This window comes from Pseudomonas sp. AC172 (assembly GCF_979258595.1).
Genome location: NZ_OZ409868.1, coordinates 1,286,328 through 1,312,028, shown reverse-complemented (window position 1 = coordinate 1,312,028; position 25,701 = coordinate 1,286,328). Strand labels below are relative to the sequence as shown.

At 60.6% G+C, this 25,701-nt stretch carries 26 protein-coding genes; 14 read left to right on the top strand and 12 right to left on the bottom strand.

What is annotated here, in order from left to right; genetic code table 11:
- Nucleotides 1-27: 27 nt before the first annotated feature.
- The 3 genes from sodC to ACZ0A4_RS05990 all read left to right on the top strand — a co-directional run bounded on the left by sodC (nucleotide 28) and on the right by ACZ0A4_RS05990 (nucleotide 1,506).
- Nucleotides 28-549: a superoxide dismutase [Cu-Zn] SodC gene (gene sodC / locus ACZ0A4_RS06000; RefSeq protein WP_463573563.1), complete on the top strand. Its 522-nt coding sequence runs from the start codon at nucleotides 28-30 to the stop codon at nucleotides 547-549.
- 160 nt (nucleotides 550-709) lie between these two features.
- Complete coding sequence (locus ACZ0A4_RS05995) at nucleotides 710-1,024, top strand: DUF2388 domain-containing protein (RefSeq protein WP_077572201.1); 315 nt, start codon at nucleotides 710-712, stop codon at nucleotides 1,022-1,024.
- Between the two features lie 80 nt (nucleotides 1,025-1,104).
- On the top strand, nucleotides 1,105-1,506 hold the full coding sequence (locus tag ACZ0A4_RS05990) for a hypothetical protein (RefSeq protein ID WP_463573562.1): 402 nt from the start codon (nucleotides 1,105-1,107) through the stop codon (nucleotides 1,504-1,506).
- Here the strand turns inward: ACZ0A4_RS05990 and ligD are convergent, their stop codons facing one another.
- The 4 genes from ligD to ACZ0A4_RS05970 form a co-directional block, all read right to left on the bottom strand.
- On the bottom strand, nucleotides 1,507-4,098 hold the full coding sequence (gene ligD / locus ACZ0A4_RS05985) for a DNA ligase D (RefSeq protein WP_463573561.1): 2,592 nt from the start codon (nucleotides 4,096-4,098) through the stop codon (nucleotides 1,507-1,509).
- A gap of 17 nt (nucleotides 4,099-4,115) precedes the next feature.
- The gene (locus ACZ0A4_RS05980) at nucleotides 4,116-5,069 is read right to left on the bottom strand and encodes a methyltransferase (protein WP_463573560.1); all 954 of its coding nucleotides are present in this window, start codon (nucleotides 5,067-5,069) and stop codon (nucleotides 4,116-4,118) included.
- Nucleotides 5,070-5,080: 11 nt separating this feature from the next.
- Nucleotides 5,081-6,457 (bottom strand): iron-containing redox enzyme family protein, encoded by a 1,377-nt coding sequence (locus ACZ0A4_RS05975; RefSeq protein ID WP_463573559.1) that lies wholly within the window; start codon nucleotides 6,455-6,457, stop codon nucleotides 5,081-5,083.
- A 163-nt stretch (nucleotides 6,458-6,620) separates the two neighbouring features.
- Nucleotides 6,621-7,382, bottom strand: a complete 762-nt coding sequence (locus ACZ0A4_RS05970) for a tellurite resistance TerB family protein (protein ID WP_463573557.1) — start codon at nucleotides 7,380-7,382, stop codon at nucleotides 6,621-6,623.
- Nucleotides 7,383-7,642: 260 nt separating this feature from the next.
- Here ACZ0A4_RS05970 and pcsA point away from each other — a divergent pair, with 260 nt between their 5' ends.
- Complete coding sequence (gene pcsA, locus ACZ0A4_RS05965) at nucleotides 7,643-8,365, top strand: phosphatidylcholine synthase (protein WP_463573555.1); 723 nt, start codon at nucleotides 7,643-7,645, stop codon at nucleotides 8,363-8,365.
- A 125-nt stretch (nucleotides 8,366-8,490) separates the two neighbouring features.
- Here pcsA and ACZ0A4_RS05960 read toward each other — a convergent pair whose 3' ends face one another.
- Both ACZ0A4_RS05960 and ACZ0A4_RS05955 read right to left on the bottom strand, forming a co-directional pair.
- The gene (locus ACZ0A4_RS05960; protein WP_463573554.1) at nucleotides 8,491-9,303 is read right to left on the bottom strand and encodes a class I SAM-dependent methyltransferase; all 813 of its coding nucleotides are present in this window, start codon (nucleotides 9,301-9,303) and stop codon (nucleotides 8,491-8,493) included.
- Nucleotides 9,304-9,336: 33 nt separating this feature from the next.
- Nucleotides 9,337-9,609, bottom strand: coding sequence for a DUF4242 domain-containing protein (locus ACZ0A4_RS05955; RefSeq protein WP_034152514.1), 273 nt, complete (start codon nucleotides 9,607-9,609; stop codon nucleotides 9,337-9,339).
- A 225-nt stretch (nucleotides 9,610-9,834) separates the two neighbouring features.
- Here ACZ0A4_RS05955 and ACZ0A4_RS05950 point away from each other — a divergent pair, with 225 nt between their 5' ends.
- Nucleotides 9,835-10,296, top strand: a complete 462-nt coding sequence (locus tag ACZ0A4_RS05950) for a GNAT family N-acetyltransferase (protein ID WP_463573552.1) — start codon at nucleotides 9,835-9,837, stop codon at nucleotides 10,294-10,296.
- Between the two features lie 17 nt (nucleotides 10,297-10,313).
- On the opposite strand, the gene ACZ0A4_RS05945 is transcribed toward ACZ0A4_RS05950, so the two are convergent.
- The 3 genes from ACZ0A4_RS05945 to ACZ0A4_RS05935 are packed head-to-tail and all read right to left on the bottom strand — an operon-like array spanning nucleotide 10,314 to nucleotide 12,110.
- Nucleotides 10,314-11,525, bottom strand: coding sequence for a cytochrome c biogenesis protein DipZ (locus ACZ0A4_RS05945; protein WP_463573551.1), 1,212 nt, complete (start codon nucleotides 11,523-11,525; stop codon nucleotides 10,314-10,316).
- 37 nt (nucleotides 11,526-11,562) lie between these two features.
- On the bottom strand, nucleotides 11,563-11,817 hold the full coding sequence (locus tag ACZ0A4_RS05940; protein ID WP_463573550.1) for a hypothetical protein: 255 nt from the start codon (nucleotides 11,815-11,817) through the stop codon (nucleotides 11,563-11,565).
- Nucleotides 11,818-11,846: 29 nt separating this feature from the next.
- Entirely contained in the window at nucleotides 11,847-12,110 is a 264-nt protein-coding gene (locus ACZ0A4_RS05935; RefSeq protein ID WP_463573549.1) for a DUF2790 domain-containing protein, read from the bottom strand.
- A gap of 297 nt (nucleotides 12,111-12,407) precedes the next feature.
- Between ACZ0A4_RS05935 and ACZ0A4_RS05930 the strand changes: the two genes are divergently transcribed.
- The 4 genes from ACZ0A4_RS05930 to ACZ0A4_RS05915 all read left to right on the top strand — a co-directional run bounded on the left by ACZ0A4_RS05930 (nucleotide 12,408) and on the right by ACZ0A4_RS05915 (nucleotide 17,904).
- Complete coding sequence (locus ACZ0A4_RS05930; protein ID WP_007919579.1) at nucleotides 12,408-13,148, top strand: response regulator; 741 nt, start codon at nucleotides 12,408-12,410, stop codon at nucleotides 13,146-13,148.
- Complete coding sequence (locus ACZ0A4_RS05925) at nucleotides 13,145-14,452, top strand: ATP-binding protein (RefSeq protein WP_463573547.1); 1,308 nt, start codon at nucleotides 13,145-13,147, stop codon at nucleotides 14,450-14,452. Before ACZ0A4_RS05930 ends, ACZ0A4_RS05925 begins: the two co-directional genes overlap by 4 nt.
- Before the next feature lie 241 nt (nucleotides 14,453-14,693).
- On the top strand, nucleotides 14,694-16,889 hold the full coding sequence (locus tag ACZ0A4_RS05920; RefSeq protein ID WP_463573546.1) for a hypothetical protein: 2,196 nt from the start codon (nucleotides 14,694-14,696) through the stop codon (nucleotides 16,887-16,889).
- Entirely contained in the window at nucleotides 16,876-17,904 is a 1,029-nt protein-coding gene (locus ACZ0A4_RS05915; RefSeq protein WP_463573545.1) for an NAD(P)/FAD-dependent oxidoreductase, read from the top strand. The genes ACZ0A4_RS05920 and ACZ0A4_RS05915 overlap by 14 nt, the downstream gene beginning before the upstream one ends.
- 1 nt (nucleotide 17,905) lies before the next feature.
- On the opposite strand, the gene ACZ0A4_RS05910 is transcribed toward ACZ0A4_RS05915, so the two are convergent.
- Together ACZ0A4_RS05910 and ACZ0A4_RS05905 are read right to left on the bottom strand one after the other, a co-directional pair.
- On the bottom strand, nucleotides 17,906-18,658 hold the full coding sequence (locus tag ACZ0A4_RS05910) for an HvfC family RiPP maturation protein (RefSeq protein ID WP_463573543.1): 753 nt from the start codon (nucleotides 18,656-18,658) through the stop codon (nucleotides 17,906-17,908).
- A complete protein-coding gene (locus tag ACZ0A4_RS05905; protein WP_463573542.1) occupies nucleotides 18,651-19,490 on the bottom strand; it encodes an HvfB family MNIO-type RiPP peptide maturase in 840 nt (279 codons plus the stop codon). The genes ACZ0A4_RS05910 and ACZ0A4_RS05905 overlap by 8 nt, the downstream gene beginning before the upstream one ends.
- 406 nt (nucleotides 19,491-19,896) lie before the next feature.
- On the opposite strand from ACZ0A4_RS05905, the gene ACZ0A4_RS05900 reads away from it, so the two are divergent.
- Together ACZ0A4_RS05900 and ACZ0A4_RS05895 are read left to right on the top strand one after the other, a co-directional pair.
- Nucleotides 19,897-20,943 (top strand): class I SAM-dependent methyltransferase, encoded by a 1,047-nt coding sequence (locus tag ACZ0A4_RS05900; protein ID WP_463577492.1) that lies wholly within the window; start codon nucleotides 19,897-19,899, stop codon nucleotides 20,941-20,943.
- A gap of 55 nt (nucleotides 20,944-20,998) precedes the next feature.
- Nucleotides 20,999-21,841: an NAD-dependent protein deacetylase gene (locus tag ACZ0A4_RS05895; protein ID WP_463573540.1), complete on the top strand. Its 843-nt coding sequence runs from the start codon at nucleotides 20,999-21,001 to the stop codon at nucleotides 21,839-21,841.
- A gap of 199 nt (nucleotides 21,842-22,040) precedes the next feature.
- Here ACZ0A4_RS05895 and ACZ0A4_RS05890 read toward each other — a convergent pair whose 3' ends face one another.
- Complete coding sequence (locus ACZ0A4_RS05890) at nucleotides 22,041-22,928, bottom strand: LysR substrate-binding domain-containing protein (RefSeq protein ID WP_463573538.1); 888 nt, start codon at nucleotides 22,926-22,928, stop codon at nucleotides 22,041-22,043.
- A gap of 171 nt (nucleotides 22,929-23,099) precedes the next feature.
- Here ACZ0A4_RS05890 and ACZ0A4_RS05885 point away from each other — a divergent pair, with 171 nt between their 5' ends.
- The 3 genes from ACZ0A4_RS05885 to ACZ0A4_RS05875 are packed head-to-tail and all read left to right on the top strand — an operon-like array spanning nucleotide 23,100 to nucleotide 25,681.
- Nucleotides 23,100-23,798 carry a CoA transferase subunit A gene (locus ACZ0A4_RS05885; protein ID WP_007919568.1) on the top strand — a complete coding sequence of 233 codons (699 nt, stop codon included), beginning with the start codon at nucleotides 23,100-23,102 and terminating at the stop codon, nucleotides 23,796-23,798.
- Between the two features lie 24 nt (nucleotides 23,799-23,822).
- The gene (locus tag ACZ0A4_RS05880; protein ID WP_122599988.1) at nucleotides 23,823-24,488 is read left to right on the top strand and encodes a CoA transferase subunit B; all 666 of its coding nucleotides are present in this window, start codon (nucleotides 23,823-23,825) and stop codon (nucleotides 24,486-24,488) included.
- 11 nt (nucleotides 24,489-24,499) lie between these two features.
- A complete protein-coding gene (locus tag ACZ0A4_RS05875) occupies nucleotides 24,500-25,681 on the top strand; it encodes an acetyl-CoA C-acetyltransferase (RefSeq protein ID WP_463573537.1) in 1,182 nt (393 codons plus the stop codon).
- Nucleotides 25,682-25,701 lie beyond the last annotated feature (20 nt).

Here is a 25,701-nt window from a genome sequence, read left to right as displayed (position 1 = left end):
ATTCTCATGCAGCAAAAGGAAACGCTTATGAAACGCGCATTGTGGTTGGGTTTGCTCGGCACCTTCGCCATCGGTACCGCACACGCGGCGACGGAGAAAGTCGCCATCAATCTGGTCAGCGCCGACGGCGCGCCGCAGGCAATCGGCTCGGTCACCATCAGTGAAACCGCGTACGGCCTGTTGTTCACGCCCGACCTGAAATCCTTGCCGGCCGGCGTGCACGGTTTCCACGTGCATGAAAACGGTAGCTGTGAAGCCGGCATGAAGGACGGCGTGAAAGGCGCCGCACTGGCCGCGGGCGGACATTTCGATCCGCAAAAAACCGGCAAGCACCTCGGCCCTTACGCCGACGGTCATCTGGGTGATCTTCCGGCGGTTTACGTGACCGCTGACGGCATCGCCAACTATCCGGTACTGGCGCCGCGTCTGAAAAAGATTTCCGAGATTAAAGGTCACGCCCTGATGATCCACGCCGGTGGCGACAACCACGCCGACATGCCCAAACCGTTGGGCGGTGGCGGTGATCGCATGGCCTGCGGGGTGATCTGAGCCGTCGCAGTTTGAAGGCCGGGCAACCCGCACTGGTGTTGCCCGCGTCTGTCTTGCAATAACGCAGACTTTCCGGCCATGCGGAACTCCCGCTCACCGCGCCCCTCTCACATTATGTAGTCCTTCCCTTTTTGCTTCGCGCTTGTGGAGGAACACCGTCATGCGCAAGTTAGTGCTCGTTTCTTCTTTACTCTTATGCCTGCCCGTCGGTTCGGCGTTGGCCCGCGTCGATGCGGGTGATGTCGCCACCTCGGCCGGTGTCTCCGCGTCGCTGTACTCGACCTTCAAGGATCACAAAATGGTGATTCCGGCCCGTGACGACTTGTCTGCATTTGTCGCCAGTGGCGGGGCCATTCGTGGGGTTTATCTTGAATCGGTACTGCAACAGGTTCGCCAGAACAACCCTGGCATCAACGCCAGCGATGAAGATCTGGCCAACGCGATTCTGGTGCATTACGAAGGCCTGAATCAGTAGCCGTCACGGATAAAGCAGCCGATGGATGGCCGCTGACGGCGCATAGGCAAAACTGTCCGACGGCCTCTATGATGGAGGCCATGACGACTCCTCTGCCCTTGCGCTCTCCCTGCCCGCCCGGCGCCTGCAATTGCGGGCGCGATCCGCTGATGGAAATGCCCGATGCGGATCTGCGCATCCTGCGCCTGACCCGAGAGGAAGAAAAACGCCTGCTCGCTCGCCTCGAAATGCTCAAAGACCTGAATGATCTCAAACATCTGCAACAGCGAATGTTCGAGCAACTGGGGATTCGCGTCGACGTCGCCCCCGGTTTCAACGAAGTGCGCACCATGCGCGGCATTGCCATTCAGATCGACGAGTTACCGGGCCTGTGCCGCAAGACCCGCGCAGCGATTCCGGCGGCCATTCGCCGCGGACTGGAAAACCACCCGGAAATCGCCTTCGAACTGCTCAACGCCCACGACTTGCTGCGCGACACCTGATCACTTTTTCAGACCCACGCGTTTGCGCATCTCGGCGGTAATGCTCTGGCGGGTTTTCTTCATGTCGGCCCACGGCTCGTCACCGACCTCGGCCAGCCGCTGGTGAACGTTGTGCACGTTCCACTGATTGCCACCCTTGATCTCGGCAACCTCCTCACGAAACAGCGGCACCGACACCGGCAGACCTTCGCGGGTGCGCGCCGCATAGGCGCAAATGGTGGTGGCGCCCAGACCGTTGCGCAGATAGTCGATAAAGATCCGCCCGACGCGATTTTTCGGCCCGGACACCGCCGAAAAACGGTCCGGCAAAAGCTTGGCGATATGACTGACGATGGCGTGGCTGAAGTCCTTTACTTCGTCCCAGCCGAGTTTGCGGGTCAGCGGCACGACCAGGTGAATACCCTTGCCGCCGCTGGTTTTAAGAAACGCTTTCAATCCCAATTCATCGAGCACGGTCAATGTCAGTGCCGTCGCTTCGACCATGCTTTTCCACGGCAGCGCCGGATCCGGGTCGAGGTCGAGGACGAAGCGATCGGGCTTGTCCAGATCGACCGTGGTGGCGTTCCAGGTGTGCAGTTCAACGGTGCTCATCTGCACCGCGCCGATCAGCGCTTCGGCGTTGTTGATCAGCATCACCGGTTGACCGGTGACGTCTTTGTCCAGCGTGGTGATACCGGGAATCGCCAGGCGTTCGGCATTTTTCTGGAAGAACAACTCGCCGGCGATGCCGTCCGGGGCGCGTACAAGCGCCACTGGCCGATCCTTGAGTTGCGGCAGGATCCATTCGGCGACGCTGGCGTAATACTCGGCCAGTTGCATCTTGGTGGTGCCGCTGACCGCGTCGATCACCCGATCCGGGTGGGTGATGCGCACCTTGCCGTTGGCCAGTCCGAGCTGCGACGGCGCGGCCTCGGAATTGTTCGCTGGCGCTTTTTTCGTGGTTTTTTTCGCGGCGGTTTTCTTCTCTGCGGTCTTCACGGGTTTCGCTCGCTCCTCAGTGATGTCCTTGGCCGGTTTGTCATCGCGCAAACCATGGAAGACAGCGTGGCGCACTGAGCCATCCTTGGTCATTTCGGCAAACGCAACCTCCGCCAGCAGTTTTGGCTTGAGCCAGTGCACGCCTTTGACTTCGAACCCGCTGGGTGGATTGACCACCGCCGCTTTCTTCACCTGCAAGGGTTTGAGCTGCGCGAGGATGCTTTTCAACGTCGATTCGTTGAAGCCAGTGCCGACCTTGCCGGCGTAGCGCAACTGGCCACTGTCGCGATCATGCAGCCCCAGCAATAACGCACCGAACGCACTGCGCGAACCTTTCGGATCGGTGTAACCAACGATCACGAACTCCTGGCGATGCTTGCACTTGAGCTTGATCCAGTCGCCACTGCGCCGCGATACATAGGGAGAGCCAAGGCGTTTGCCGATCAGGCCTTCCATCTGCATCTGGCAGGCGCTGTTGAGCAGGGCGTCCGGGGTTTCATCGAAGGCTTCAGAGAAACGCAACAAAGGTTGCTCATGACTGCCGAGCACCGTGGCCAGCGCGGCGCGACGTTCCTCGACCGGCACTTCACGCAGGTCGACACCGTTGAGATACGGCAGATCAAACAGGTAATAAAGGATGTTGCCGCTGCGTCCGGCCTCGAAAGCATTTTGCAGGGCTTGAAAGTCCGGTACGCCCTGTTCGTTGGCGACGACCATTTCCCCGTCCAGCCACGCCGATTCCAATCCCAGCGCCGCCAGAGCTGCGGCCTGTTGTGGCAACTTGTGCGTCCAGTCATGTCCATTGCGGGTGAACAGCTGCACCTGATCGTGGTCAATGCGCGCCATGATCCGGTAGCCGTCGAATTTGATCTCGTAGCTCCATTGCCCCTCGGGCGCGCTGTCGACCAGCGTGGCCAGTTCCGGCTTGAGTTGCGTCGGCAGTTTGGCCTTGTGCGCACCGGTTAGCTTGCCGGTCGCGGATTTGCTGGTCTTGGCCGAGGGCTTCTTCAGCGGTTTGCTTTGCTCGGCGGACAACTTCGGCTTGCTCACTAGCGTGCGTTCGCTCAGGACACTGTCCGGTTCGGCCACCAATACGTCGTAGTCATCCTGCGGCCGTGCGGCGCTGTCCTGATGCTTGATCAGAAACCACTGCTCTTTCTTGCCCGGCATGTGCGTGCGCACCAGATTCCAGATGCCGCCGAGCTTCTCGCCTTGCAGCTCGAACTTGAGCTTGCCCTTTTCGTAGGCCTTGTGCGGATCTTCCAGCGGAATCCACACGCCACGATCCCAGACGATCACATCCCCAGCGCCGTAATGCCCTTCGGGAATGCTGCCCTCGAACGTCGCGTAATCCAGCGGATGATCCTCGACATGCACCGCCAGCCGCTTGACCTTGGGATCGAGCGACGGGCCCTTCGGCACTGCCCAGCTTTTCAGTGCGCCATCGAGTTCCAGGCGAAAGTCGTAATGCAGGTGCGAAGCGTCGTGCTTCTGGATGCAGAACTGCAACGCGTGATCTGTGGCGGTTTTACGCCCGGAGCGCTTGACGGCGGCCGGCTCCGAGGTCGCTGAAAAATCGCGCATGCGGTTGTAGTCGTCGAGGTTCCTGTTCATCGTCCACCTGCCTTGTTTCAGCCCATTCGGGTCACGGTCAGCGCCACCACTGCAATGCGGTCAACCCGTTGATAGCCGGGGTTGAGCAGTTCTTCGCCGAAAACATCCGGATCAAGTTCGCGGTACGTCCAGCCGAAGCGTTCTTCATCGAGTCGCGGTAGCACGGTGTCGAGAAACGGATCGCGACCATCGACCATCGCCACGCCGGTGTAGAGCAATAACGAGCCGCCGGGTGCCAGCCGATTCAGTGCCTGCTCGACGATGCGCAGCGACAGCCCTGCCCCCAGCGTGCCGCCCCCATGGCGATAGGCGCGCTCTGCCGGATCGGCCATGTACGGCGGGTTGGCGACGATCAGGTCAAATTCACCGTCGACACCCTGCAACAGATCACTGGCGCGCGCTTCGACGTTAGCGACCTCTGCCAGTGCCGCATTGATCGCGGTCAGACGCAGTGCCGCAGGGTTGATGTCCAGCGCCAGCACTTGCGCCTCGCGACGGGCGCGGCCGATCAGAATCGCACCGACGCCAGCCCCACAGCCGATATCTATTGCGCGATGGATGGGCGCGAAATTTTGCTGAAGGTGAGCGTGGATCAGTTGCGCAAAGCGGTAAGTGTCGGGGCCGAAAAAAACCGCGTCGGCCGCCTCGGTGGGGAATGCTGAATGCACGAAGAGCAAATCATCCAGACTTGACCAGCGCACCCGACTCTTCAGGTGACCTTCGTATGCGTCAATGATCTGAGCGTCTTGCAGTTGCCGCTGTTCATCGGCCGACAACAACCCCGACGCAAATGGACGCGACCAGCCGAACACATCGCGCAAAGAATCGGCCATCTGACCCTCATCACGCTGGTTGACCCGTTGATGGGTCAACGGCGTCGGGGTGATGAACCGATAACCGTCTGCCAACAAGCGCCGGCCGAGGTGCAGCAGCACGAGGTCGTTGGGGCAGAATTGTTCTTCCTGATTCATCGGCGGTGTCCTTAAGGCAAGCGGGATTTGAGTTCGATAAAGCGCCGGGTGGCGAGCAGTCCGGCCGGGTGTGCATGACGGGCCGGGGCGAGCCAGGGGATCAGAATTGCCATCTGCGCCAAGCCGTCCTGACCTTGCAGCGCGGCGTTGAGCGCCTGTACGTCGGGATCCTGTTCAAGCCCTTCGACGGGCGCTGCAGTTTGACTGTGCCGCCGAGCGGGTTTCGTTTTATCCGAAGACGTCCAGTCACCAGCAATCCAGTCGTGCACCAGTTGTTTTTCGTAGACATTGAACACGCCAAACATCGCCGCACCATCGCCCGCGATCAGCTGCCAAAAGCGGCTGGCCTGCGGGTCTTCGTGGCGTTTGATCCAGCCTTTGTTCTGCAGTGCCTGAAGAAAACCGGGCAATTGTTCCGGTGCAGCCAGCCACTGATTGACGGTCTGCCCTTCGAAGCGGCAGTAATCGGAGTGCATGTGCTGGCCGAATGGACACTTGCGTTCAAGCATCGCCAGCAACTCTTGCTCAAGATCGAAACCTTCAATGATCGCGCGGCTGCCTTGCCCGAGGTCGTTGAGCCGATAACCCAGCGCGACCCGGCGCAGAAACTCGCCGCGATCGGCCTCAAGGGGCAATAGATCGAGCGCCGCCTGCACGGCTTTTTGCGCGTGGCCGGTGCTGGCATTGTCGATGGTCACATGCAGGGTGAAATAGTAAGGATCGATCCCCAGTTCACTGAGTTCGTAACTGCTGATCAACAGGTGTAACGGCAGTTGTTCATAGCCGAGGTTGTAGCCGATGACCTCGGGCAAGCAATCAGCACCACAGACACCCAGGGCCAGTTGTATCGCACCTTGCAGGTAGCGCTCATCGTCGATGGCGCTGCCATCCTGCAAATCGTGCTCGGCGAGCAATTTCTGGTAAATCACCACGTGATTTTGCGCCGGATTGCCTTCGCCCAGTTCTTCCAGAAAAGTTCGCAGCAGGCCTTGGAAACGCGGGTCCTGCCAGCGCGGCAACAGACCGTGGAGCCAAGCGCCATCGACCAGTTTGGTCGGTGCCACCGCTTGCAGGAAATACAGCGCCTGCGCCTTGCCACGGAAGAATTGCCGAGGCCTGCCGGCCTTGCGCTGCTGCAGGTAATCGGCGTATTGCCGGGCGACATCGGCGCAATGTTCGGCCACCCAGGCGTGCCAGGTCGTGGGATCTTCGGGCAGAGAGTCGGCCAGTTGCGCGGCATGTTGCAGTTGCTCCTGCAAAAATGCCTGCGCGAGGTCCGGGGAATTATCATCACGCAACAACGCTTCATAGACCTGCCGGATGTTCCCGGCGCTGTTCATTACATGCGGTTGGGCAGGTCCGGCTTGCAGGTGTGTCAGGACAGTCATGGCAAAATTCTCGGTCGGTTGGCAGGACGCTGTTCCACACGCCTCTACAGCAGCAGAGAGGCAGCGCCTGCGAAAAATTCAATCGACGTGAAAAATGCCCGGACGGACGGCGACGCAGCTCCTTGGCGGAGCTGCGGGTGGCTATGATTTTTTTGACATTACTTCAAGCCTGACCTTTGGCTTGCTGTTCCAGATGCACCTGCAACTCAGGATCGATCTGCAACGCTGCCGCCAGTTCATCCAGATAACTGCGCTCGGCGTCATGCTGATCATCCACGAGGATCACGCTGACCAGATACATTTCAGCGGCCATGGCCGGATCGCCTTTGGCCGCCTGCGCGACTTCGTTGGCGTCCAGCGGTTTCGAGACTTCGTCGTCAAACCATCGCTGCAATTGTGGGTCGTCGGTGTGTTTGCTGATTTCCCCGCTGATCATCTGTTGTTCCCGGTCGTCGATCTCACCGTCAGCCTTGGCCGCCGCAATCAACGCGCGCAACACAGCATGGCCGTGCTCCTCGACTTCCGGCCCGGCAAGCAGATTCGCCGTTTGCGGGACCTGTTGCGGGGCCGCGCTGGCCTGACTGCGCTGCCAGGCCTGATACGCCTGGAACGCCATCATCCCCAGCGATGCCAGCGCTGCGTAGTTGGTGCCGCCGGAGCGACCTTGCGTGCTGCCACCGCCGCCCAGTGCCCCACCCAATGCGCCGCCGAGCCCGCCACCGGCACCGCCGCCGAGCAAACCACCGAGCAAGCCGCCAAGTCCACCGGCGGATCCACTGCCACTGGCTGCGCCCGAACCGCCACCGAGAAGACCGCCCAGCAAACCACCGAGGCCGCCCAAACCATCACCGGCGGAGGCTGAAGATTGTTGTCCCGCCGAGGCTTGGCCTCGCAGCAGTTGTTCAAGCAAATCGCTGGTGTTCATGACGTCATCCTCAAGCATTGGCAGTGACTGCGTCTGGCAACGATAGACCCCTCAAGCCATAGCGCCAGCACCGTTTGGCTGACACTCAAGGGGCTGGCGGATTTCGCCCGAGTTTTTTTTCGCCGGCCAGCTAAGATTGATCAATGGTGAACCTTATCCCGGCCAGACCGGTCGATAGCTGCAACCCCGACCCGGTTTGCCGGCGCCCTTGTTGTCCAAGGGTGGTACCCGGCTTGCTTCACTTTCTGGAGAACGCCCCCGTGATATCGACCGTACACATCGCCAGGCTCAAAGCATGGGGCGCCCATGGTTTTACCGCGACCGGCGTGGTCACTGCTTTTCTGGCTACCCTCGCCCTGTTGGAAAACCAGCCGACCCACTGCCTGATGTGGCTGGGCGTGGCGCTGATTGTCGACGGCCTCGACGGCGCACTGGCGCGCAAGGTTAATGTGCAATCGGTGCTGCCGAGCTTCGACGGTTCGATCCTTGATCTGGTGATCGATTACCTGACGTACGTGTTCATTCCGGCGCTGTTCATCTATCGCTACATTCCATTGCCCGACTACACCCTGCTGCTGACCGTGTCGCTGATTCTGGTGTCGTCGCTGTTCTGTTTCTGCAACGTCAATATGAAGAGCAAGGACAACTACTTCGTCGGGTTTCCGGCGGCGTGGAATGTGGTCGCGCTGTGCCTGTACATCATCGGGCCGGGGCCGTGGATTACCTTCCTGACGGTGATCGGCCTGGCGCTGCTGACCGTGACGCGGATGAAGTTCCTGCACCCGTTCCGTGTGCGCCGGTTCATGCCGATCAACATTGCGGTGACGGCGATCTGGCTGCTGTGCAGTCTGTCGCTGGTGCTGAATCACCCGGTGATCAATCCGTTGGTGATGGGTTTGTGGTTGCTGATGTCGGCGTACTTTTTGGGGATCTGCATCTGGCGCACGGCGCTGGAATGGTTTGATCGGCCACACCTGAAATAGGCTCCAGAACCAACACAAATCCAATGTAGGAGTGAGCCTGCTCGCGATAGCGGTCTATAAGTCGAAAAATATTCAACTGACAGACCGCTATCGCGAGCAGGCTCACTCCTACAGGAGATCTTCATTCAGCGTTTAATGATCACCACCTCCAGATATTCACTCGGCACCACCAGCGAACTCTCCCCCGCCCGATTCAAACGATTGAGCAAATCCGCCAGATCACTTTCCAGCGCCTGCCCGCTTTCCGGTGGCAGTGCTGCAAAGGCCTTGTGCACAGGCCCGTACCAATGGCGGAAAATGTCGATGAAGTGCGCGGCCGAGCGATAGCGAAAATTGAACTCGCGCCGCGTCACACGCAGCAGAAAATCGCGGTCATCGAAATGCTTGTGCAACCACGCATCTGAGCCCCAGTTCGAGGGCGGTTGTGCACCGGCAGGTGGTGGCAAATGACGGCCGAGAATCTTGAACATCTGGCCAACGAAACCTTCCGGTGTCCAGTTGGCCAGACCGATCCGCCCGCCACGGCGACAAACCCGGCCCAGTTCGGCAGCAGCCTTGTCCTGATCCGGTGCGAACATTACGCCAAAGGTCGACAGCACGGCGTCATAGCTCTCCTCGGCGAACGGTAGCGCTTCAGCATCGGCCACCTGAAACGTCACGTCCAGATGCTCCGCGCGGGCACGATCCTGGCCACGTTCCAGTAGCGCCGCGACGTAATCGGTCGACGTCACCAGACAACCGCGCCGCGCCGCCGCCAGCGTCGCATTACCGTTTCCGGCAGCGACATCCAGCACCTCCTCATCGCAACGCAGATCGCAGGTTTCGGCGAGGTTTTCGCCGACGATTTGCAACGTCGTGCCAATCACGGCGTAATCGCCACTGGCCCAGGCGACTTTCTGGCGTTCTTTCAAGGCAGTCAGATCAATCGGGGTACTCATAAGAGTGAACTCCGCTGCGGGTGGGGGCGGTGCTCATTCGGCCGTCGTCGGATCGATGACCGTCATCACACGCGCCACACTGTTGGCAGGAAATCCTCCAAGCCTGGCGTGTTCGCGTACCTGCTCTTCGTCAGGTGCGATGTACACGCAATAGACCTTGTCAGCGGTGACGTAACTCTGCAGCCACTGCACCTGCGGACCGAGATCGCGCAACGCCTGACAAGACGTTTGCGACACGGCTTTGAGCTCTGCTTCCGACAGCTTTCCGGCTCCTGGAATCTCGCGTTCAATCACGAACTTCGGCATGGCAACCTCGCGTTCTTTTTATGTGGCAGGGCCGGCAGTGACCCTGCTCACGCACTATCGCGCCGAGACCGCTCGGCGTCCCTGCCAATCGTCTGGCAACCCTGTAAAACCGAGGGTTTGCCGATGAGCGGTGGAAATCTGTAAAGGGTCTGGAACACCTTGAGGATTGCCAAGGTTGGGGGATTGGTTTCTGATGCTCCCTCGCTTCTGCAAAGGACTCGACCGATGACACTGAAACTCGATTGGCTCGCGCATCACATGCACCACAGCGACCGTTATGCGCAATGGATCCATCAACAATTCCCCTACGAATACGTCGATCACCCGCTGGCCGCATGGCAGCGTGAATTTGCCGAGGGCCAACGCAATGGTGACTGGTCCTGCCTGATCGCCATGGACGGTGAACATCTGGTCGGCGGCGCCGCGTTGGCACGCGATGACCTCGCCCTGCGGCCCGATCTCGGGCCTTGGCTGGCCTGCGTGTTTGTCAGCCCTGAAGCGCGCGGGCAAGGACTGGCAGAACGCTTGATTGCAGGGATTTGTCAGGAGGCGAAAGACTGCGGGTTTGCACGTTTGTACCTGCATACGCAAAGCAAGCAGGACTACTACGCCAAGCGCGGCTGGCAAGTCCTGGAGCGCTTTCGCGCCTGGGACAACGAACAATGGCTCATGGTGCGCGACCTCTGAGCCATTGGTTCTGTTGATCAAGCGGCAGGCGCCTTCGCCTCCTTCAGCAACTGCTGGATCATCTGCTCCTGCGCTTCGTAGCGACCTTCACCGAAGTGGCTGTAACGCACCTGTCCCTTGGCGTCGATCAGATAATGCGCCGGCCAGTACTGATTGTCGAAGTTGCGCCAGATCGCATAGTTGTTATCGATGGCCACCGGATAGGTGATGCCGAGTTTTTTCACCTGATCCCGAACGTTGTCAATGATCCGCTCGTAACCGTATTCCGGGGTGTGGACGCCGATCACCACGAGGCCGTCCTTCTCGTATTTCTTCGCCCAGTCTTTGACGTATGGCAGGGTGTGCTGGCAGTTGATGCAGTCGTAGGTCCAGAAGTCCACCAGCACGACTTTGCCGCGCAGGGATTCAGTGTTCAGCTGGGGTGAATTCAACCACTGCACGGCGCCGGCCAGTGACGGCATCGCACCGTTGCCCTGCTCCATCGGCGAGTCCGCGCGGACTTTGCTGATGACGTAGTCGACCACTTTTGGCACGTTCTCCAACACGCTTTTTTCGACGCTGGCGGCGCCTTCAGAGGAGGTCTTCGCCAGCAAGGTTTTATCGAAGCCGGTGGCAATCACCGCCGCCGCCGCCAGTACCGCAACACCGGCACCACGGCGCAACCAACCGGTGAACGGAATCGACGGTTTCAGGCGATTGACCACGTTGCGTCCGGTGAAAATCAACGTACCCAGCGACAATGCACTGCCGGCGCCGTAGGCCAGCAGCAACAGGCTGGTCTGCGCGTTGGCGCCTTGCAGCATGGCACCGGTGAGGATCACGCCGAGAATCGGCCCGGCGCAGGGTGCCCACAGTAGGCCCGTGGCCACGCCGAGCATGATCGAAGCCATCGGCCCGGCCTTTTTCCGGGTGTCCGGATCGAGGCGGTTGCCGAGCATCACGAAAGGTCGCGTCAGCCAGTCGCCGACGCGTGCCGAAATCAGCGACAGGGCGAACACGCTCATCACGATCAGTGCGACGTAACGTCCGCTGTTGCTGGCCTGGATCACCCATTCGCTGCTGACCACGGCGAGGCTGGAGATGAGCGCGAAGGTCAACGCCATTCCGCCGAGGGTCAGCAGTATCGAAGCGCGACTGCGTTGGGCGCCGGCAAACAGAAACGGCACCACCGGCAGGATGCAGGGGCTGAGCACGGTCAGCAGACCGCCGAGAAATGCGATGAGGTACATGGTGAGTCACCCTTGATCAATGAATGTGACGAGCCATTCAGACGTTCTGGCTTTCCAGCCAATGGCTCTGCGGCGTACGGCTGGCGCCGTTCTCGGCAAACATCTGGCCCTGCGGTGTGCGGCTGGAACCGTCCGCTGCAATCAGGCCATCGCTGCCCTGCTTGGCCACTGGCGTCAGCTGGAAGCAGCTGCTGCTGTGGCAGCTATGCTGTTCAACCGCGGCGTTGGCATGGGCGGCGACGCCAGCCAGGGAGAAGGCGATGGCGGTCAAAAAGCGCGAAACGTTGTTCATGGTTGTTTCCTTCTATAAAGAGTGATGACTCAGTTGTCGTTGTTGCAGCCGTCGGCAAATTTGCTGTAATCGAGTACGCGGGTCTGGCCGGCCGAATCGAGGTAGGTCATGCGCGCCTCGACAATCCCGCAAGTCACCGAATTGTCCTGTTTTAGCGAGATCACTTTCTGGATATCCAGGTGGGTGCCGTAGGTGTAGGTTTGCGCGGTGACATCGGCTTCGGCGCGGGCCGACAGCGTGCAGATGTTCAGGGCGGCAAACAGGCAGGCGGCGATTACGGATTTGTTGTTCATGGCGTTTTCCTCAAGGCTTCAGTGGGTTTGAGCCGAGGCGATCCGTGTGGGCCTCGATGGAACCTATTTGAGGCTCGCGAGGTATCGCGTCTGTGTCAGGAACAGGCGCGTTTCAATCGCTGTGTATCCCTGGCATTGGGGGATACACAGCGATACAAAACCCTGGAAAATTCGCGTTTTTGCGTTCCCGTGTATCCACCGATACGGCAGATACACTGCAATACAAAGGCAGGCAGGCGAGCCAGTGAAGGCTCTATAGACTGCACGGCATTCCCCTTCTGACTGAGGCTTGAACCGATGGATCATGTCGATCACATTCTCATCGTCGACGACGACCGCGAGATCCGTGAACTGGTGGGCAACTACCTGAAGAAAAACGGCCTGCGCACCACGGTGGTCGCCGATGGCCGGCAGATGCGCAGCTTTCTCGAAGCCAACACCGTCGACCTGATCGTGCTCGACATCATGATGCCCGGCGACGATGGCCTGCAGCTTTGTCGCGAACTGCGGGTGGGCAAACACAAGGCCACGCCGGTGCTGATGCTGACCGCGCGCAACGATGAAACCGACCGCATCATCGGCCTGGAAATGGGCGCCGATGATTACCTGACCAAACCGTTCGCCGCCCGCGAATTGCTCGCGCGGATCAACGCCGTGCTGCGCCGCACACGGATGCTGCCGCCGAATCTGGTGGTCACCGAAGCCGGCCGTTTGCTCGCTTTCGGGCGTTGGCAACTGGACACCTCGGCCCGTCATTTGCTGGACAAGGACGGCACCATGGTCGCCCTCAGTGGTGCCGAGTATCGATTGCTAAGGGTGTTTCTCGATCACCCGCAACGGGTGCTCAGCCGCGACCAACTGCTCAATCTGACCCAGGGCCGCGACGCCGATCTGTTTGACCGCTCGATCGATTTGCTGGTCAGCCGCTTGCGTCAGCGTCTGCTCGATGATGCGCGCGAGCCGGCCTACATCAAGACCGTGCGCAGCGAGGGGTACGTGTTCTCGCTGCCGGTCGAAATTCTCGGTGCCCCGGCATGAGCGTCAATCTACACTGGCCACGCACCCTCGCCTCGCGCCTGTCGCTGATTTTCCTGATCGGCTTGCTGCTCGCTCAGGCGCTGTCGTTCGGCGCGCAGTATTACGAGCGTTACCAAAGCGCGAAAAACACCATGCTCGGCAATCTGGAAAACGACGTGTCGACCTCGATTGCGATCCTTGATCGCTTGCCCGCCAACGAGCGCCCCGACTGGCTTACACGTCTGGCACGAGCCAATTACGGTTACCTGTTGAGCACAGGCGAACCGGGCACGCCGATTGAGGCGAATGATGTGCCGGTGGCCGTTACCTCGATCACCGAAGCCATCGGTGAACGCTATCCGCTGACCTTCACCGATATTCCCGGGCCGAAGAAACACTTTCAGGGTCATCTGCGCCTGAGCGACGGCAGCCCGGTGACCATCGACGTGCGCCCCGCCATGGCCCCGTTGTCGCCCTGGTTGCCGGTGGTCTTGCTCGGCCAACTGGCGTTGATGATCGCCTGCACCTGGCTGGCGGTGCGTATTGCGATCCGCCCGTTGACCCGGCTGGCCAACGCCGTGGAAACCCTTGACCCCAACGCCCACCCGATCCACCTCGACGAAAGCGGCCCGAACGAAGTGGTGTACGCGGCGCGGGCGTTCAACACGATGCAGGCGCGCATCGCTGCCTACCTCAAAGAGCGCATGCAACTGCTTGCGGCGATTTCCCACGATCTGCAAACGCCGATCACGCGGATGAAACTGCGCGCCGAGTTCATGGACGACTCCTCCGAGAAAGACAAACTGTGGAATGACCTCAGCGAGATGGAGCATCTGGTACGCGAAGGCGTGGCTTATGCCCGCAGCATTCATGGCTCGACCGAGGAAAGCCGCCGCACCAACATGGATTCCTTTCTCGAAAGCCTGGTGTTCGACTATCAGGACATGGGCAAGCAGGTGCAACTGGTCGGCAAGAGTGCAACGGTCATCGACACCCGGCCCCATGCCTTGCGCCGGGTATTGGTAAACCTGACCGACAACGCACTGAAATTCGCCGGCGCCGCCGAAGTCTGGGTCGAAGCCAACAAGGGCAGTCTGGCGATCACTGTCATGGATCGTGGCCCGGGCATCGCCGACGCCGAACTGGCGCAAGTGCTGCAACCATTCTACCGCGTGGAAAACTCGCGTAATCGCGATACCGGCGGCACCGGACTGGGGTTGGCTATCGCCCAGCAACTGGCCATGGCGCTGGGTGGCTCGCTGACCTTGAGCAACCGCGAGGGTGGCGGGTTGTGCGCTGAGTTGAAGTTGCCGCTGCAACCCTGAACATTTCAACGGCGCTTGTTTAAACGCTACCGACAGGCGCCGGTCGGTAGCCTGCGCACCACAGCGCCAATGCCTACGACTTCATCAGAATCCGCTGACTGTGCGTCTTCGTCGGGGCGCTTATCGTTGTGCTGCCCGTCCTGCACTGATCACCGCTGGTCGCCACTGTCAGATCTGACAGTGGCGAATCAGCGCCGGGCTGCGGTTCCATGACGATTGGCCCAACCTGCCGAGGCGCAACATGAATCAACTCGAATCCGTCACTCAAGTGTGCAGGCGACTGGCGCCCGGCGGCTGGCATTCGCTGATGCTCGCCCATGGCCTGGACCTGCTCGCCGACCCGTTGGCGGCGGAATTGAAAAAGCCACTGAACATTGATCGTTCATTGCACGGGTTTGCCGATTTCGCACTGGCCGGGAGCCGCGCGATCGAAGCCGGGGCACCGGCGCGCAGCCTGCTCTTTCACGCATTGGCCTCGCCACGGGTCATTTGTGATGAGAACGGGCAAACATTGCAGCTGTTTCCCACTGCCGCTGAGATCGAGACGGTGCTCGACTATGTCTTCAGCGTCAGCCCTCCCACGCTCGACAACCTTCGCCACAAAGCCCGGGGCGCACCGTTGGCAATGGTCGCGTTCGCCAGCGAATATCGCTGCGCCGCCGACACCGTGCATGGCCGGCATGCCGACTTGTGTTTCTCGCGTACCGGCATTGCCCGCGTCGGCACCGCCGCCGCGCGCTACGACGCGAAACTGCGCTGCTTTTTGCCGTTCGTCGACGATGACCCGCACGGCATTCGAGTGATGCCAGTTCGATACAGCGCCTACATCGCCATGCAACTGAAGGGCGATGCCGAACGCTTCGGGCCAATGGATTTCCAGGCGGACATCGATGCCGAACTGGATTTCTGGGTACCGTTGCACAAGTTGTTCAATGGCTCGCAATGCCTGGAAGACATGACGCTGAACGTGACGCTGGACAACCACCAGATCAACGAAAAACTGCGGCATATCCATTTACGCCACAGCGGCACCGGCTGGCAGGAACCGCAGATCAGCCAGCCGCCCTTCGTCGTTACCGATAATCTGGCGCATTGGGCAGCGGTTACCGATGTCGGCGCGGGGTTGCTGGTGCCCGACGCCAGAACACGGCTGGTCGAGCCGGTCGTATATCAGGGTCAACCGTTATCCTTTGTGATGCCGGCCAATACCGGCGGCATGATTCACGGGCGTCACCGGGTCGAGGCGGATGGCAGTATCGAAGACCTGAACGAGCATGAGAATGTCGAGGAACTGGTGCGTCAGGGCGGTTATCGCGCCTTGCACTATCAGGACGGCACCGCCGATGGCTGGGTGCGGCCACGCTGCCCGACGCTGGAAAACAGTTTGCCGACGGTGGCAGCGTATTCGGTGATCGGCTCTCCGGATTTCTATCCGCTGTGCAGTCAACGCAAGCTGTTGCACTGGATCAGCGACGAGCCGACGTTACCGAGTACCGGTCTCTGGCACGCCCGACTGGAAGCCCTTTCCAATGTCCGCTACTGCGCCAACCTGGACTTGCAGGATCACCTGTTTTCCCCCGCCGATCGTGGAGTGAGCGCCATCGTCGGTCTCGCCGATCAAACCGGCATGCTGCAATCCACCAGCACACTGCCGTCGCCGTCGCCGTCGCCGTCGCGCCCGACCTCGCTGCCCGACGGCGCCGCGGGGGTTTTCGGGCCGGGCTGGGAGGTCGGTTGGGTTCGTCAGCGGACTGCGGACGACGAATGGATCAACGTCCTCGCCGGTTATCAGATGGCCAGTCCGTTTCCCGAGGATGCGAAGATTTGCGCGGCGCTAGGTTCTTTCTGGCCCGGCGTGGCACCGGATTCGGCGCGGGTGTTCGAGCCGCGCTCGACCCTGCACAGCATCATTCCCCTGACCGATGACGAAATCGGCATGGGCGGTGGTGTGGCCTGGGATCACCAGCGCGCCCCACAACTGATCACGCATGACAATCGATTGTTCGCCCAATACCGCGCGTACGCCCATGCCGATTACACACAAGTGGCTCTCGATAACCTGTTTTCCCTGGGCATGACCGGTCACACCTCGCAAACGGCGTATCAACGGCGCGTGCTGTCGATGTATCGCGTGTACCGCGCGCTCGGCGCCGCCAGCGACAACCCCTTGCGCAACACATGGCCGCTGTTGTCGTTCATTGAAGTGCAGCGGCCGAATGCCGAACTGGACATTGCGCAGGCGGAGTCCGGGCAGGTCCTCGACGGCTGGGTGCAGCGCTTTTTGCTGTACAAGCGCGGCGCCGTGCAGATCGCTGAAAGCGATTTCAGGTTGCGCCACGTCGAAGTCGAAGCGTTGGTGATTCTGTTGCTCAGCGCCGATGCGATCCTGATCAAAACCGACACGCTGCCGTGGCAGGTCGCCGATGAAGCACTTTGATGTGGTGATCGTCGGCGCCGGCCCTGCGGGATGCGCAACGGCAATCAGTTGCGCACGGCATGGCTTGCACGTGGCCTTGATCGAACGGCAGGCGTTCCCACGGTTTCGCCCCGGCGAAAGCCTGCATCCGGGCATCGAACCGCTGCTGCAGCAACTGGGAGTCGCCGAGCAGTTGTGCGGCCCGTCGGCCCGGCGCTTTGACGGCCACTGGGTAACGTGGAACGGCGCGCCGCGCTTCAACGCTTTTGGCGCCGATGACTGCGGCATTTGGCGGGGCTTTCATCTCGAGCGAGCGCATTTGGACGCGACATTGCTGGCGCGAGCCGTTTCTTTGGGCGTTGAGGTAAACCAGCCCTGCCGGGCACTACGGGTGCTGACTCAGGCCAATCGAGTGATCGGCGTCGATACCGACAGCGGCTGCCTCTACGCAACCTGCCTGATCGATGCCAGCGGCGCTCGCGACTGGCTGAGCCGCCAACTCGGTCTGACGACCCACAATTGTTCTGCATCGCTGGTCGCACGCTACGGCTACTTGCAAGGCTATAACGCAGCCTATGCCACGACAGCACACTTGCTGGCCGACCCTGATGGGTGGACGTGGATCGCCCAGATTGAGGATCGTTTGCTGCACTGGACGCGCCTGACCTTCGAACGCAACACTCGGTCGGTGATGCTCCCCTCCACCCTGCAATCATTGCCCGCGGTGAGGGCCGTGCGTGGCGCCGATGTGACCTGGCGCCTCACCCCGGCCACCGCCGGTGCCGGTTATTTTCTGGTGGGTGATGCCGCCAACCGGCTCGACCCGGCGTCTTCCCACGGCGTACTCAAAGCGATGATGAGCGGCATGCAAGCCGCGCAAGCGGTGGCGGATCTTCTTCGCCGGCCGGCCTTGCAAGTGCCTGCCCAGACGCACTATCGCCAATGGCTCATCGATGGGTTCACACGCGATATGGCGCAACTGCGCATCTTCTATCGGCAGCATCCCTGCCCGCCGTCGTGGTTGCCTGCCCATTGATTCAAACGACGCTACCGAGCACGCCGTCCTCATGCAATTGCCGCAGCAATATCAATCCCTTGTCCATGAACGCAGCGGTTGCGGCCACCCCCGCCTCCACGGCCAAAGCTTGCAACTGCCGACAGCCAACAAGGACGGGATACTCGTCAATGCGCTGCAGCAAGCGCCAGGTCAGCGGGCTCAGTTCGGAAAACTTCACACTCCAGTCGGCCGTACGCCGCACCAGCAAAAACGTCGGTTGGTCCGGTGGCGTGGCGGGCTGATGGTTCGGATCGAGTTCATGCACAGGCCACTCATACGCCAACGGCCAGGCCAGCGGCGAGATTTGCAGCGGCCGCTCCAGCAACATCGCCGGATCTGTCGGCAGCAGCGCTTGAGCATCAGACTGCTGCAAAACCATCTCGACCCATTCGTAATGCGCCAGCTCCAGCAAAAACGCCGGCCACTCACCTTCGCGCATTACCTGCGGTCGGGTGGCGAGATAGTCGAGAAAGGTTTCGGCAATCTCGCCGAACCTTGGGGTCTGCGCCCGCCAGTCGCGCAAGAAACCTCTCACCAACAAGCTCCAGCGTTGTTCACCAATGATTCGGATCAACAACGGGAAGGTGCCGCGCAACAATTGCGACAGGTTGTTGAATACCAGGTCGCGATAAACGTTAACCCGCGCCGCATTCATTTCGGCCGGTGGTGATTGATGTTCGGGATCACGCAAATATCGGGTCAGCGCCTGTTGTTGCAACATCAGGTTATCCACGATGGCGACCTCCCGCTTGCAAGTGGCGAATGGTCTGCAACTCGGCAATCAGTTCGGAGAATGCCGGGAAGTTGAAATCCCGCTCCAATAACGTTGGCTGCGCGCCGAACCGCGCGTAGGCCTCCGCCAGCAATGCCCAGACCTGCGGTTTTACCGAGGCGCCATGGGTGTCGATTTTCAACGTATCGGACTCATCGAAATGCCCGGCCACATGCATGCCGACCACCCGGCCCGGCTCGATACCGGCTAGAAATGCTTGCGGATCAAAACCGTGGTTGATCGCATTGACGTAAACGTTGTTGACGTCCAGCAGCAGGTCGCAATCGGCCTCGTGCAGCACGGCGTTGGTGAAAGTCACTTCGTCCATGTCCTGACGCGGCGCAGCGTAATAGGAGACGTTTTCCACGGCCAGACGCCGACCCAGAATGTCCTGAGCCTGACGGATGCGCGCAGCGACGTGATGCACTGCCTCTTCGGTGAACGGCAATGGCAGCAGGTCATAAAGATGCCCGTCATCGCTGCAATAACTCAGGTGTTCGCTGTACAGCGGCACGTTGTAATGGTCGAGAAACACCCGCACTTCCTGCAAGAACCCGACATCCAGCGGTGCCGACCCGCCAAGGGACAGCGACAAGCCGTGACAGGACAACGGGTAGCGTTCGGCCAGTTCACGCAACGCCGCGCCATGGGCGCCGCCGACGCCGATCCAGTTTTCCGGGGCGACTTCGAGGAAATCGAAATCGCCGGTGCGAGCGGTTTGCAGGTCTTTGAGCAGGCCACGGCGCAGGCCGAGGCCGACGCTCGGTTGCAGTGATGAGACAGGCGTTTGCATAGGGAGTACCTCAGCAGTGGGTTTTCTCCAGTTGAAGCGCTGGCTGTATCGCTGGTGTGTGCAACTGACTAAACATTTGCAGCCCGATGTATCTCTCCACAACCGCGATACACAGTGATACACGCCGAATAACCTGTGGGAGCGAGCCTGCTCGCGAAGACTGCTGAACAATCGACAAGGATGTTGACTGTGCCGGCCTCTTCGCGAGCAGGCTCACTCCCACAGGTATTTCAGTGTTCACAAATCCAGCGTCCCCCCCAGACCGGGGCTAGACTCCTTTATTACCCAGTCGAGGGGGACGCAGGACGTCAGCGGTGCCCTGCCCAACTCCGTGACCACCGCCCGGTGGCGCACGCCTCGACCTTCGACGCCGCCGGACCGTGATCCTGTTTCAGGAGCACACATGATGGACGAGGCGAAGCTCAACCAATTCATGGGCAAACTGGTCAACGACATGGGCGGCGCGGCGATGCTGGCCAATGTCATCGTCGGCGAAGAACTCGGTTTGTACCGGGCCATGGCCGACAGTCAACCAATCAGCGCCGATGCCCTCGCCGCCAAAACCACGTGCAATCCGCGTCTGGTGCGCGAATGGCTCAGCGCCCACGCGGCGTCCGGTTACATGGAGCACCACGACGGCCAATTTCGTTTACCGGAAGAACAGGCGCTGGCGTTGGCCGTCGAGGACTCGCCAGTCTACGTCGCTGGCGGTCTCGGCGTGGTGGCATCGTTTTTCCACGACAAAGACAAACTGGTCAAAGCCATGCGCGGCAACGGCGCTCTGCCCTGGGGCGATCACCATCCGTGCATGTTCACCGGCACCGAGCGGTTCTTCCGGCCCGGCTACAAAGGTCACCTGATCGCCGAATGGCTGCCGGCGCTGGACGGTGTGGTGTCCAAACTGGAGGAAGGCGCCAAAGTCGCCGACATCGGCTGCGGCCATGGCGCGTCAACGGTGATCATGGCTCAGGCGTTTCCCAACTCGCGCTTCGTCGGCTACGACTATCACGCGCCCTCGATCACCGTTGCCACCCAGCGCGCCGAGGAAGGTGGGGTCAGCAGCCGGGCGAAGTTCTTCCAGGGTTCGGCGAAAAGCTACCCCGGCAACGACTACGACCTGATCTGCTATTTCGACTGCCTGCACGACATGGGCGACCCGGTCGGTGCTGCCCGTCATGCCTACGAGTCGCTTAAAGACGACGGCACGGTGTTGCTCGTCGAACCGTTCGCCAACGACACGCTGGACGACAACATCAACCCGGTCGGGCGGCTGTTTTACGCGGCTTCGACGTTTATCTGCACACCGAACTCGCTGTCTCAGGAAGTCGGCCTCGGCCTGGGTGCGCAAGCCGGGGAAATGCGCTTGCGTAAAGTGTTTGTCGAGGCTGGATTCAAGCAGTTCCGCCGGGCCACCCAAACGCCGTTCAACCTGATTCTGGAGGCGCGCAAGTAACCCGCGCGGGCCGCGTGCTAACCTGCTGGCAACGTCCTTCACCGGAGCGCTGACCATGCTCGACAGCTCGACCCGCGAACACCTCGACACCCTGCAAGAGGTGATGGCTGATGGCGATTTCATCGTATTGACCGGGGCCGGCATCAGCACGCCCTCGGGCATTCCGGATTACCGCGACAGCGAGGGCGTGCGCCGTGGCCGGCAGCCGATGATGTACCAGGAATTCCTCGCCGCCTCCGAGTCGCGCCGCCGCTATTGGGCGCGGGCCATGCTTGGCTGGCCGAGGGTGCGTCAGGCACAGCCGAATGCTGCACACGAAGCGTTGGCCGGTTTGCAGCGCCAAGGACTGATCAGCGACTTGATCACCCAGAACGTCGACACCCTGCACGATCAGGCCGGCAGTCACGATGTGATCGAACTGCACGGCAGCCTGCACCGGGTGTTGTGCCTGGACTGCGGTCTGCGCAGCGAGCGCGACGCGATTCAACAACTGATGGAATTGCACAATCCGTATCTGGCCGGGGTGGACGCGGTACAGGCACCGGATGGCGACACCCTGCTCGACCCGGCGTTCGAGGCGCGCTTTCAGGTACCGCACTGCCCGCATTGCGCTGGCGAGCGTATGAAACCGGACGTGGTGTTTTTCGGCGAGAACGTTGCGCAGCACACGGCAGCGCGGGCGATGGCGGCGGCAGAAAATGCTTCGGGAATGTTGGTGGTGGGGTCTTCATTGATGGCGTATTCGGCGTTTCGTTTGTGCCGGGTGATCTCCGATCGCGGTAAACCGTTGATTGCGATCAATCTGGGCAAGACCCGCGCGGATGATTTGCTGGATTTGAAGATTGAAGCGTCGTGTGAACAGCTGTTGCCTTTATTGGTACTGCAGCTGATTCGGTGAGTTGCTGCAATCCAGGTTCGACTTAAGGCCCAGCCCCTCACCCTAGCCCTCTCCCAAGGGAGAGGGAACTGATCGAGTTGTCAGGTCTGAATACGGCGGCCTGAAAATACCGAGTCGAACTCAGGCTTTGAGAAATCCCCAATTGGCTCCCTTTCCCCCTCGCCCCTGGGAGAGAGGGCTGGGGTGGAGGGGGTAGATCTCACAGTCGACTCAGATCTTCAGCCTTGAGAATGTCAAACAACGCCTGCGCCGCCGCCGACAGTTCATTGCCCGGCTCAGTCAGCACGCCAATCGCACGCTCCACCGAGTCATCCAGCGTCAGGCAATGCGCGCCCAGCTCCTGCATCTGCCCGGCGCACAACGCTGGCACGGCACTGACCCCCAGTCCGCTGGCAACCATCCTCCCGACCGTCGCCAATTGATGGCTTTCAAACTCCACCGGCAACTTCATGCCCCGCGCCTGCAAGTGCTCTTCGAGCATCACCCGCACCGTCGAGGGCCGCTGCAAGGTAATAAACGGCTCCTGCAACAACGTCTGCCAGTCAATCTCGCCGCGCTGCGCCAGTGGCGAATCCTTCGACACCACCGCGACGAAGCGATCCGTGTACAACGGCGTAAAGGTCATTGAGGTGTTTTGCATCGGCTCGAACGCCACGCCCAGTTCGACTTGACGATCACGAACCATCTCCAGCACTTGCTCGTTGATCACGTCGTTAACCGTGACGTTGACGTTCGGATAGCGCGCGCGAAATGTCTTGAGGATCGGCGGCAGCAGGTTGCCGGCGAACGACGGCATCGCTGCCAGTGTCACTCGCCCGCGCTGCAAGCTGAAGCGCTGGCGCATTTCGTCTTCGGCGTTGTCCCAATCGGCGATCAGCCGTCGCGCCAGTGGCAGCAAGGATTCACCTTCGGCAGTCAGCGCGACGTTGCGGGTGTTGCGGCTGAACAGGCGACCGCCCAGGCCCTCTTCCAGCGCTTTGATGGTCAGGCTCAACGCCGATTGCGACAGGTGCAGACGCTCGCAGGCCAAGGCAAAACTCAGGCTCTGGGCAACGGCGAGAAAGGCGCGGATCTGTTTGATGGTCATGGTCGCTTCGCTCCAGTTGTAAGCTACAAGCGTTAAGCGGCAAGCCGTAACGCGACTATTGAGCTTTATCAATCAATCAACCTTAAAAATCAACTTAACAAATATATCCACCGGCGAGACACTCCAACCATTCGGCTAGCCAGCCGCCCGCAAATAATAAAAGAGGTGCATATGGCAGGTTTCGACAAGCGCGTGAGTTCCTACGAGGAAGCCCTGGCCGGGCTTGAGGACGGCATGACCGTTATCGCCGGCGGCTTCGGTCTGTGCGGCATTCCGGAAAACCTGATCGCCGAGATCAAGCGCAAAGGCACCCGCGACCTCACCGTCGTCTCCAACAACTGCGGCGTCGACGGTTTCGGCCTCGGCGTGCTGCTCACCGATCGTCAGATCAGCAAAGTCATCGCCTCCTACGTCGGCGAAAACAAGCTGTTCGAAGAGCAACTGCTGAAGGGCGACATCGAAGTCATCCTGACCCCGCAAGGCACCCTCGCCGAGAAAATGCGCGCGGGCGGCGCTGGCATTCCGGCCTTCTTCACCGCCACCGGCGTCGGCACCCCGGTCGCCGAAGGCAAGGAAGTACGTGAATTCAAGGGTCGCAAATACCTGATGGAAGAATCCATCACTGGCGACTTCGCCATCGTCAAAGGCTGGAAAGCCGACCACTTCGGCAACGTCGTCTACCGTCACACCGCGCAGAACTTCAACCCGCTGGCCGCCACCGCCGGCAAGATCACCGTGGTTGAAGTGGAAGAAATCGTCGAACCCGGCGAACTCGATCCATCGCAGATCCACACCCCGGGCATCTACGTCGATCGGGTCATTTGCGGCACGTTCGAAAAACGCATCGAACAGCGCACCATCCGCAAATAATTCAGGCTGACGGAGAATAAAAACATGGCACTTACCCGCGAACAAATGGCTCAGCGCGTCGCCCGCGAAATGCAGGACGGCTTTTATGTGAACCTCGGCATCGGCATTCCGACCCTGGTCGCCAACTACATTCCCGAAGGCATGGAAGTCATGCTGCAATCGGAGAACGGCCTGCTCGGCATGGGTCCGTTCCCGACTGAAGACACCATTGATGCCGACATGATCAACGCCGGCAAACAGACCGTGACCGCACGCATCGGCGCGTCGATTTTCAACTCCGCCGAGTCCTTTGCGATGATTCGCGGCGGCCATGTCGACCTGACCGTGCTCGGCGCGTTCGAAGTCGACGTCGAAGGCAACATCGCCTCGTGGATGATCCCCGGCAAACTGGTCAAGGGCATGGGCGGCGCGATGGACCTGGTGGCCGGCGCCGACAACATCATCGTGATCATGACCCACGCCTCCAAGGATGGTGAGTCCAAGCTGCTCGCCAAATGCAGCCTGCCGCTGACCGGTGCCGGTTGCATCAAACGCGTGCTGACCGACCTCGCCTATCTGGAAATCGAAAATGGCGCTTTTGTCCTCAAGGAACGCGCACCTGGCGTCAGCGTCGAGGAAATCGTCGCCAAAACCGCTGGTAAACTGATCGTCCCGGATCACGTACCGGAAATGCAGTTCGCTGCCCAGTGAGGAATTCGAAAATGCAAGACGTCGTAATTGTTGCCGCCACGCGTACCGCGATCGGCAGTTTCCAGGGTTCTCTGGCCAGCGTGTCCGCGGTGGATCTGGGCGCGGCGGTGATCCGCCAGTTGCTCGAACAAACCGGTCTGGACGGTGCGCAGGTCGATGAAGTGATCATGGGCCAGGTGTTGACCGCCGGCGCCGGCCAGAACCCGGCGCGTCAGTCGGCGATCAAGGCTGGCCTGCCCCACGCCGTGCCGGCGCTGACCCTGAACAAGGTCTGCGGTTCGGGTCTCAAGGCACTGCACCTCGGCGCACAGGCGATCCGTTGCGGCGACGCTGAGGTGATTATTGCGGGCGGCCAGGAAAACATGAGCCTGTCCAACTATGTGATGCCGGGCGCACGCACCGGTCTGCGCATGGGTCACGCACAAATCGTCGACACCATGATCAGCGACGGCCTGTGGGATGCGTTCAACGATTACCACATGGGCATTACCGCCGAGAATCTGGTCGACAAATACGAGATCAGCCGTGAGCAGCAGGACGCCTTCGCCGCCGCTTCTCAGCAGAAAGCGGCTGCCGCCATTGAGGCCGGCCGCTTTGTCGATGAGATCACACCGATCCTGATCCCGCAGCGCAAAGGCGATCCGGTGGCGTTCAAGGTTGATGAACAGCCGCGCGGCGACACCACCGCACAATCCCTGGCAAAACTGCGTCCGGCTTTTAAAAAGGACGGCAGCGTCACGGCTGGCAACGCTTCGTCGCTGAATGACGGCGCCGCAGCGGTCATCCTGATGAGCGCCGAGAAAGCCAAAGTCCTCGGCCTGCCGGTTCTGGCGAAAATCGCCGCCTACGCCAACGCAGGCGTTGATCCGGCAATCATGGGCATCGGCCCGGTGTCGGCCACCCGCCGCTGCCTCGACAAGGCTGGCTGGAACATCGGCCAGCTCGATCTGATCGAAGCCAACGAAGCCTTCGCCGCACAATCGCTGGCAGTGGCCAAGGATCTGCAATGGGATCTGGACAAGGTCAACGTTAACGGCGGCGCCATCGCGTTGGGCCATCCGATCGGTGCATCGGGTTGCCGCGTGCTGGTGACCCTGCTGCATGAAATGATCAAGCGTGATGCGAAAAAGGGTTTGGCGACCCTGTGCATCGGCGGCGGTCAGGGTGTGGCACTGGCGCTGGAACGCGCATAACCAGGGTTCAACAGTGAATG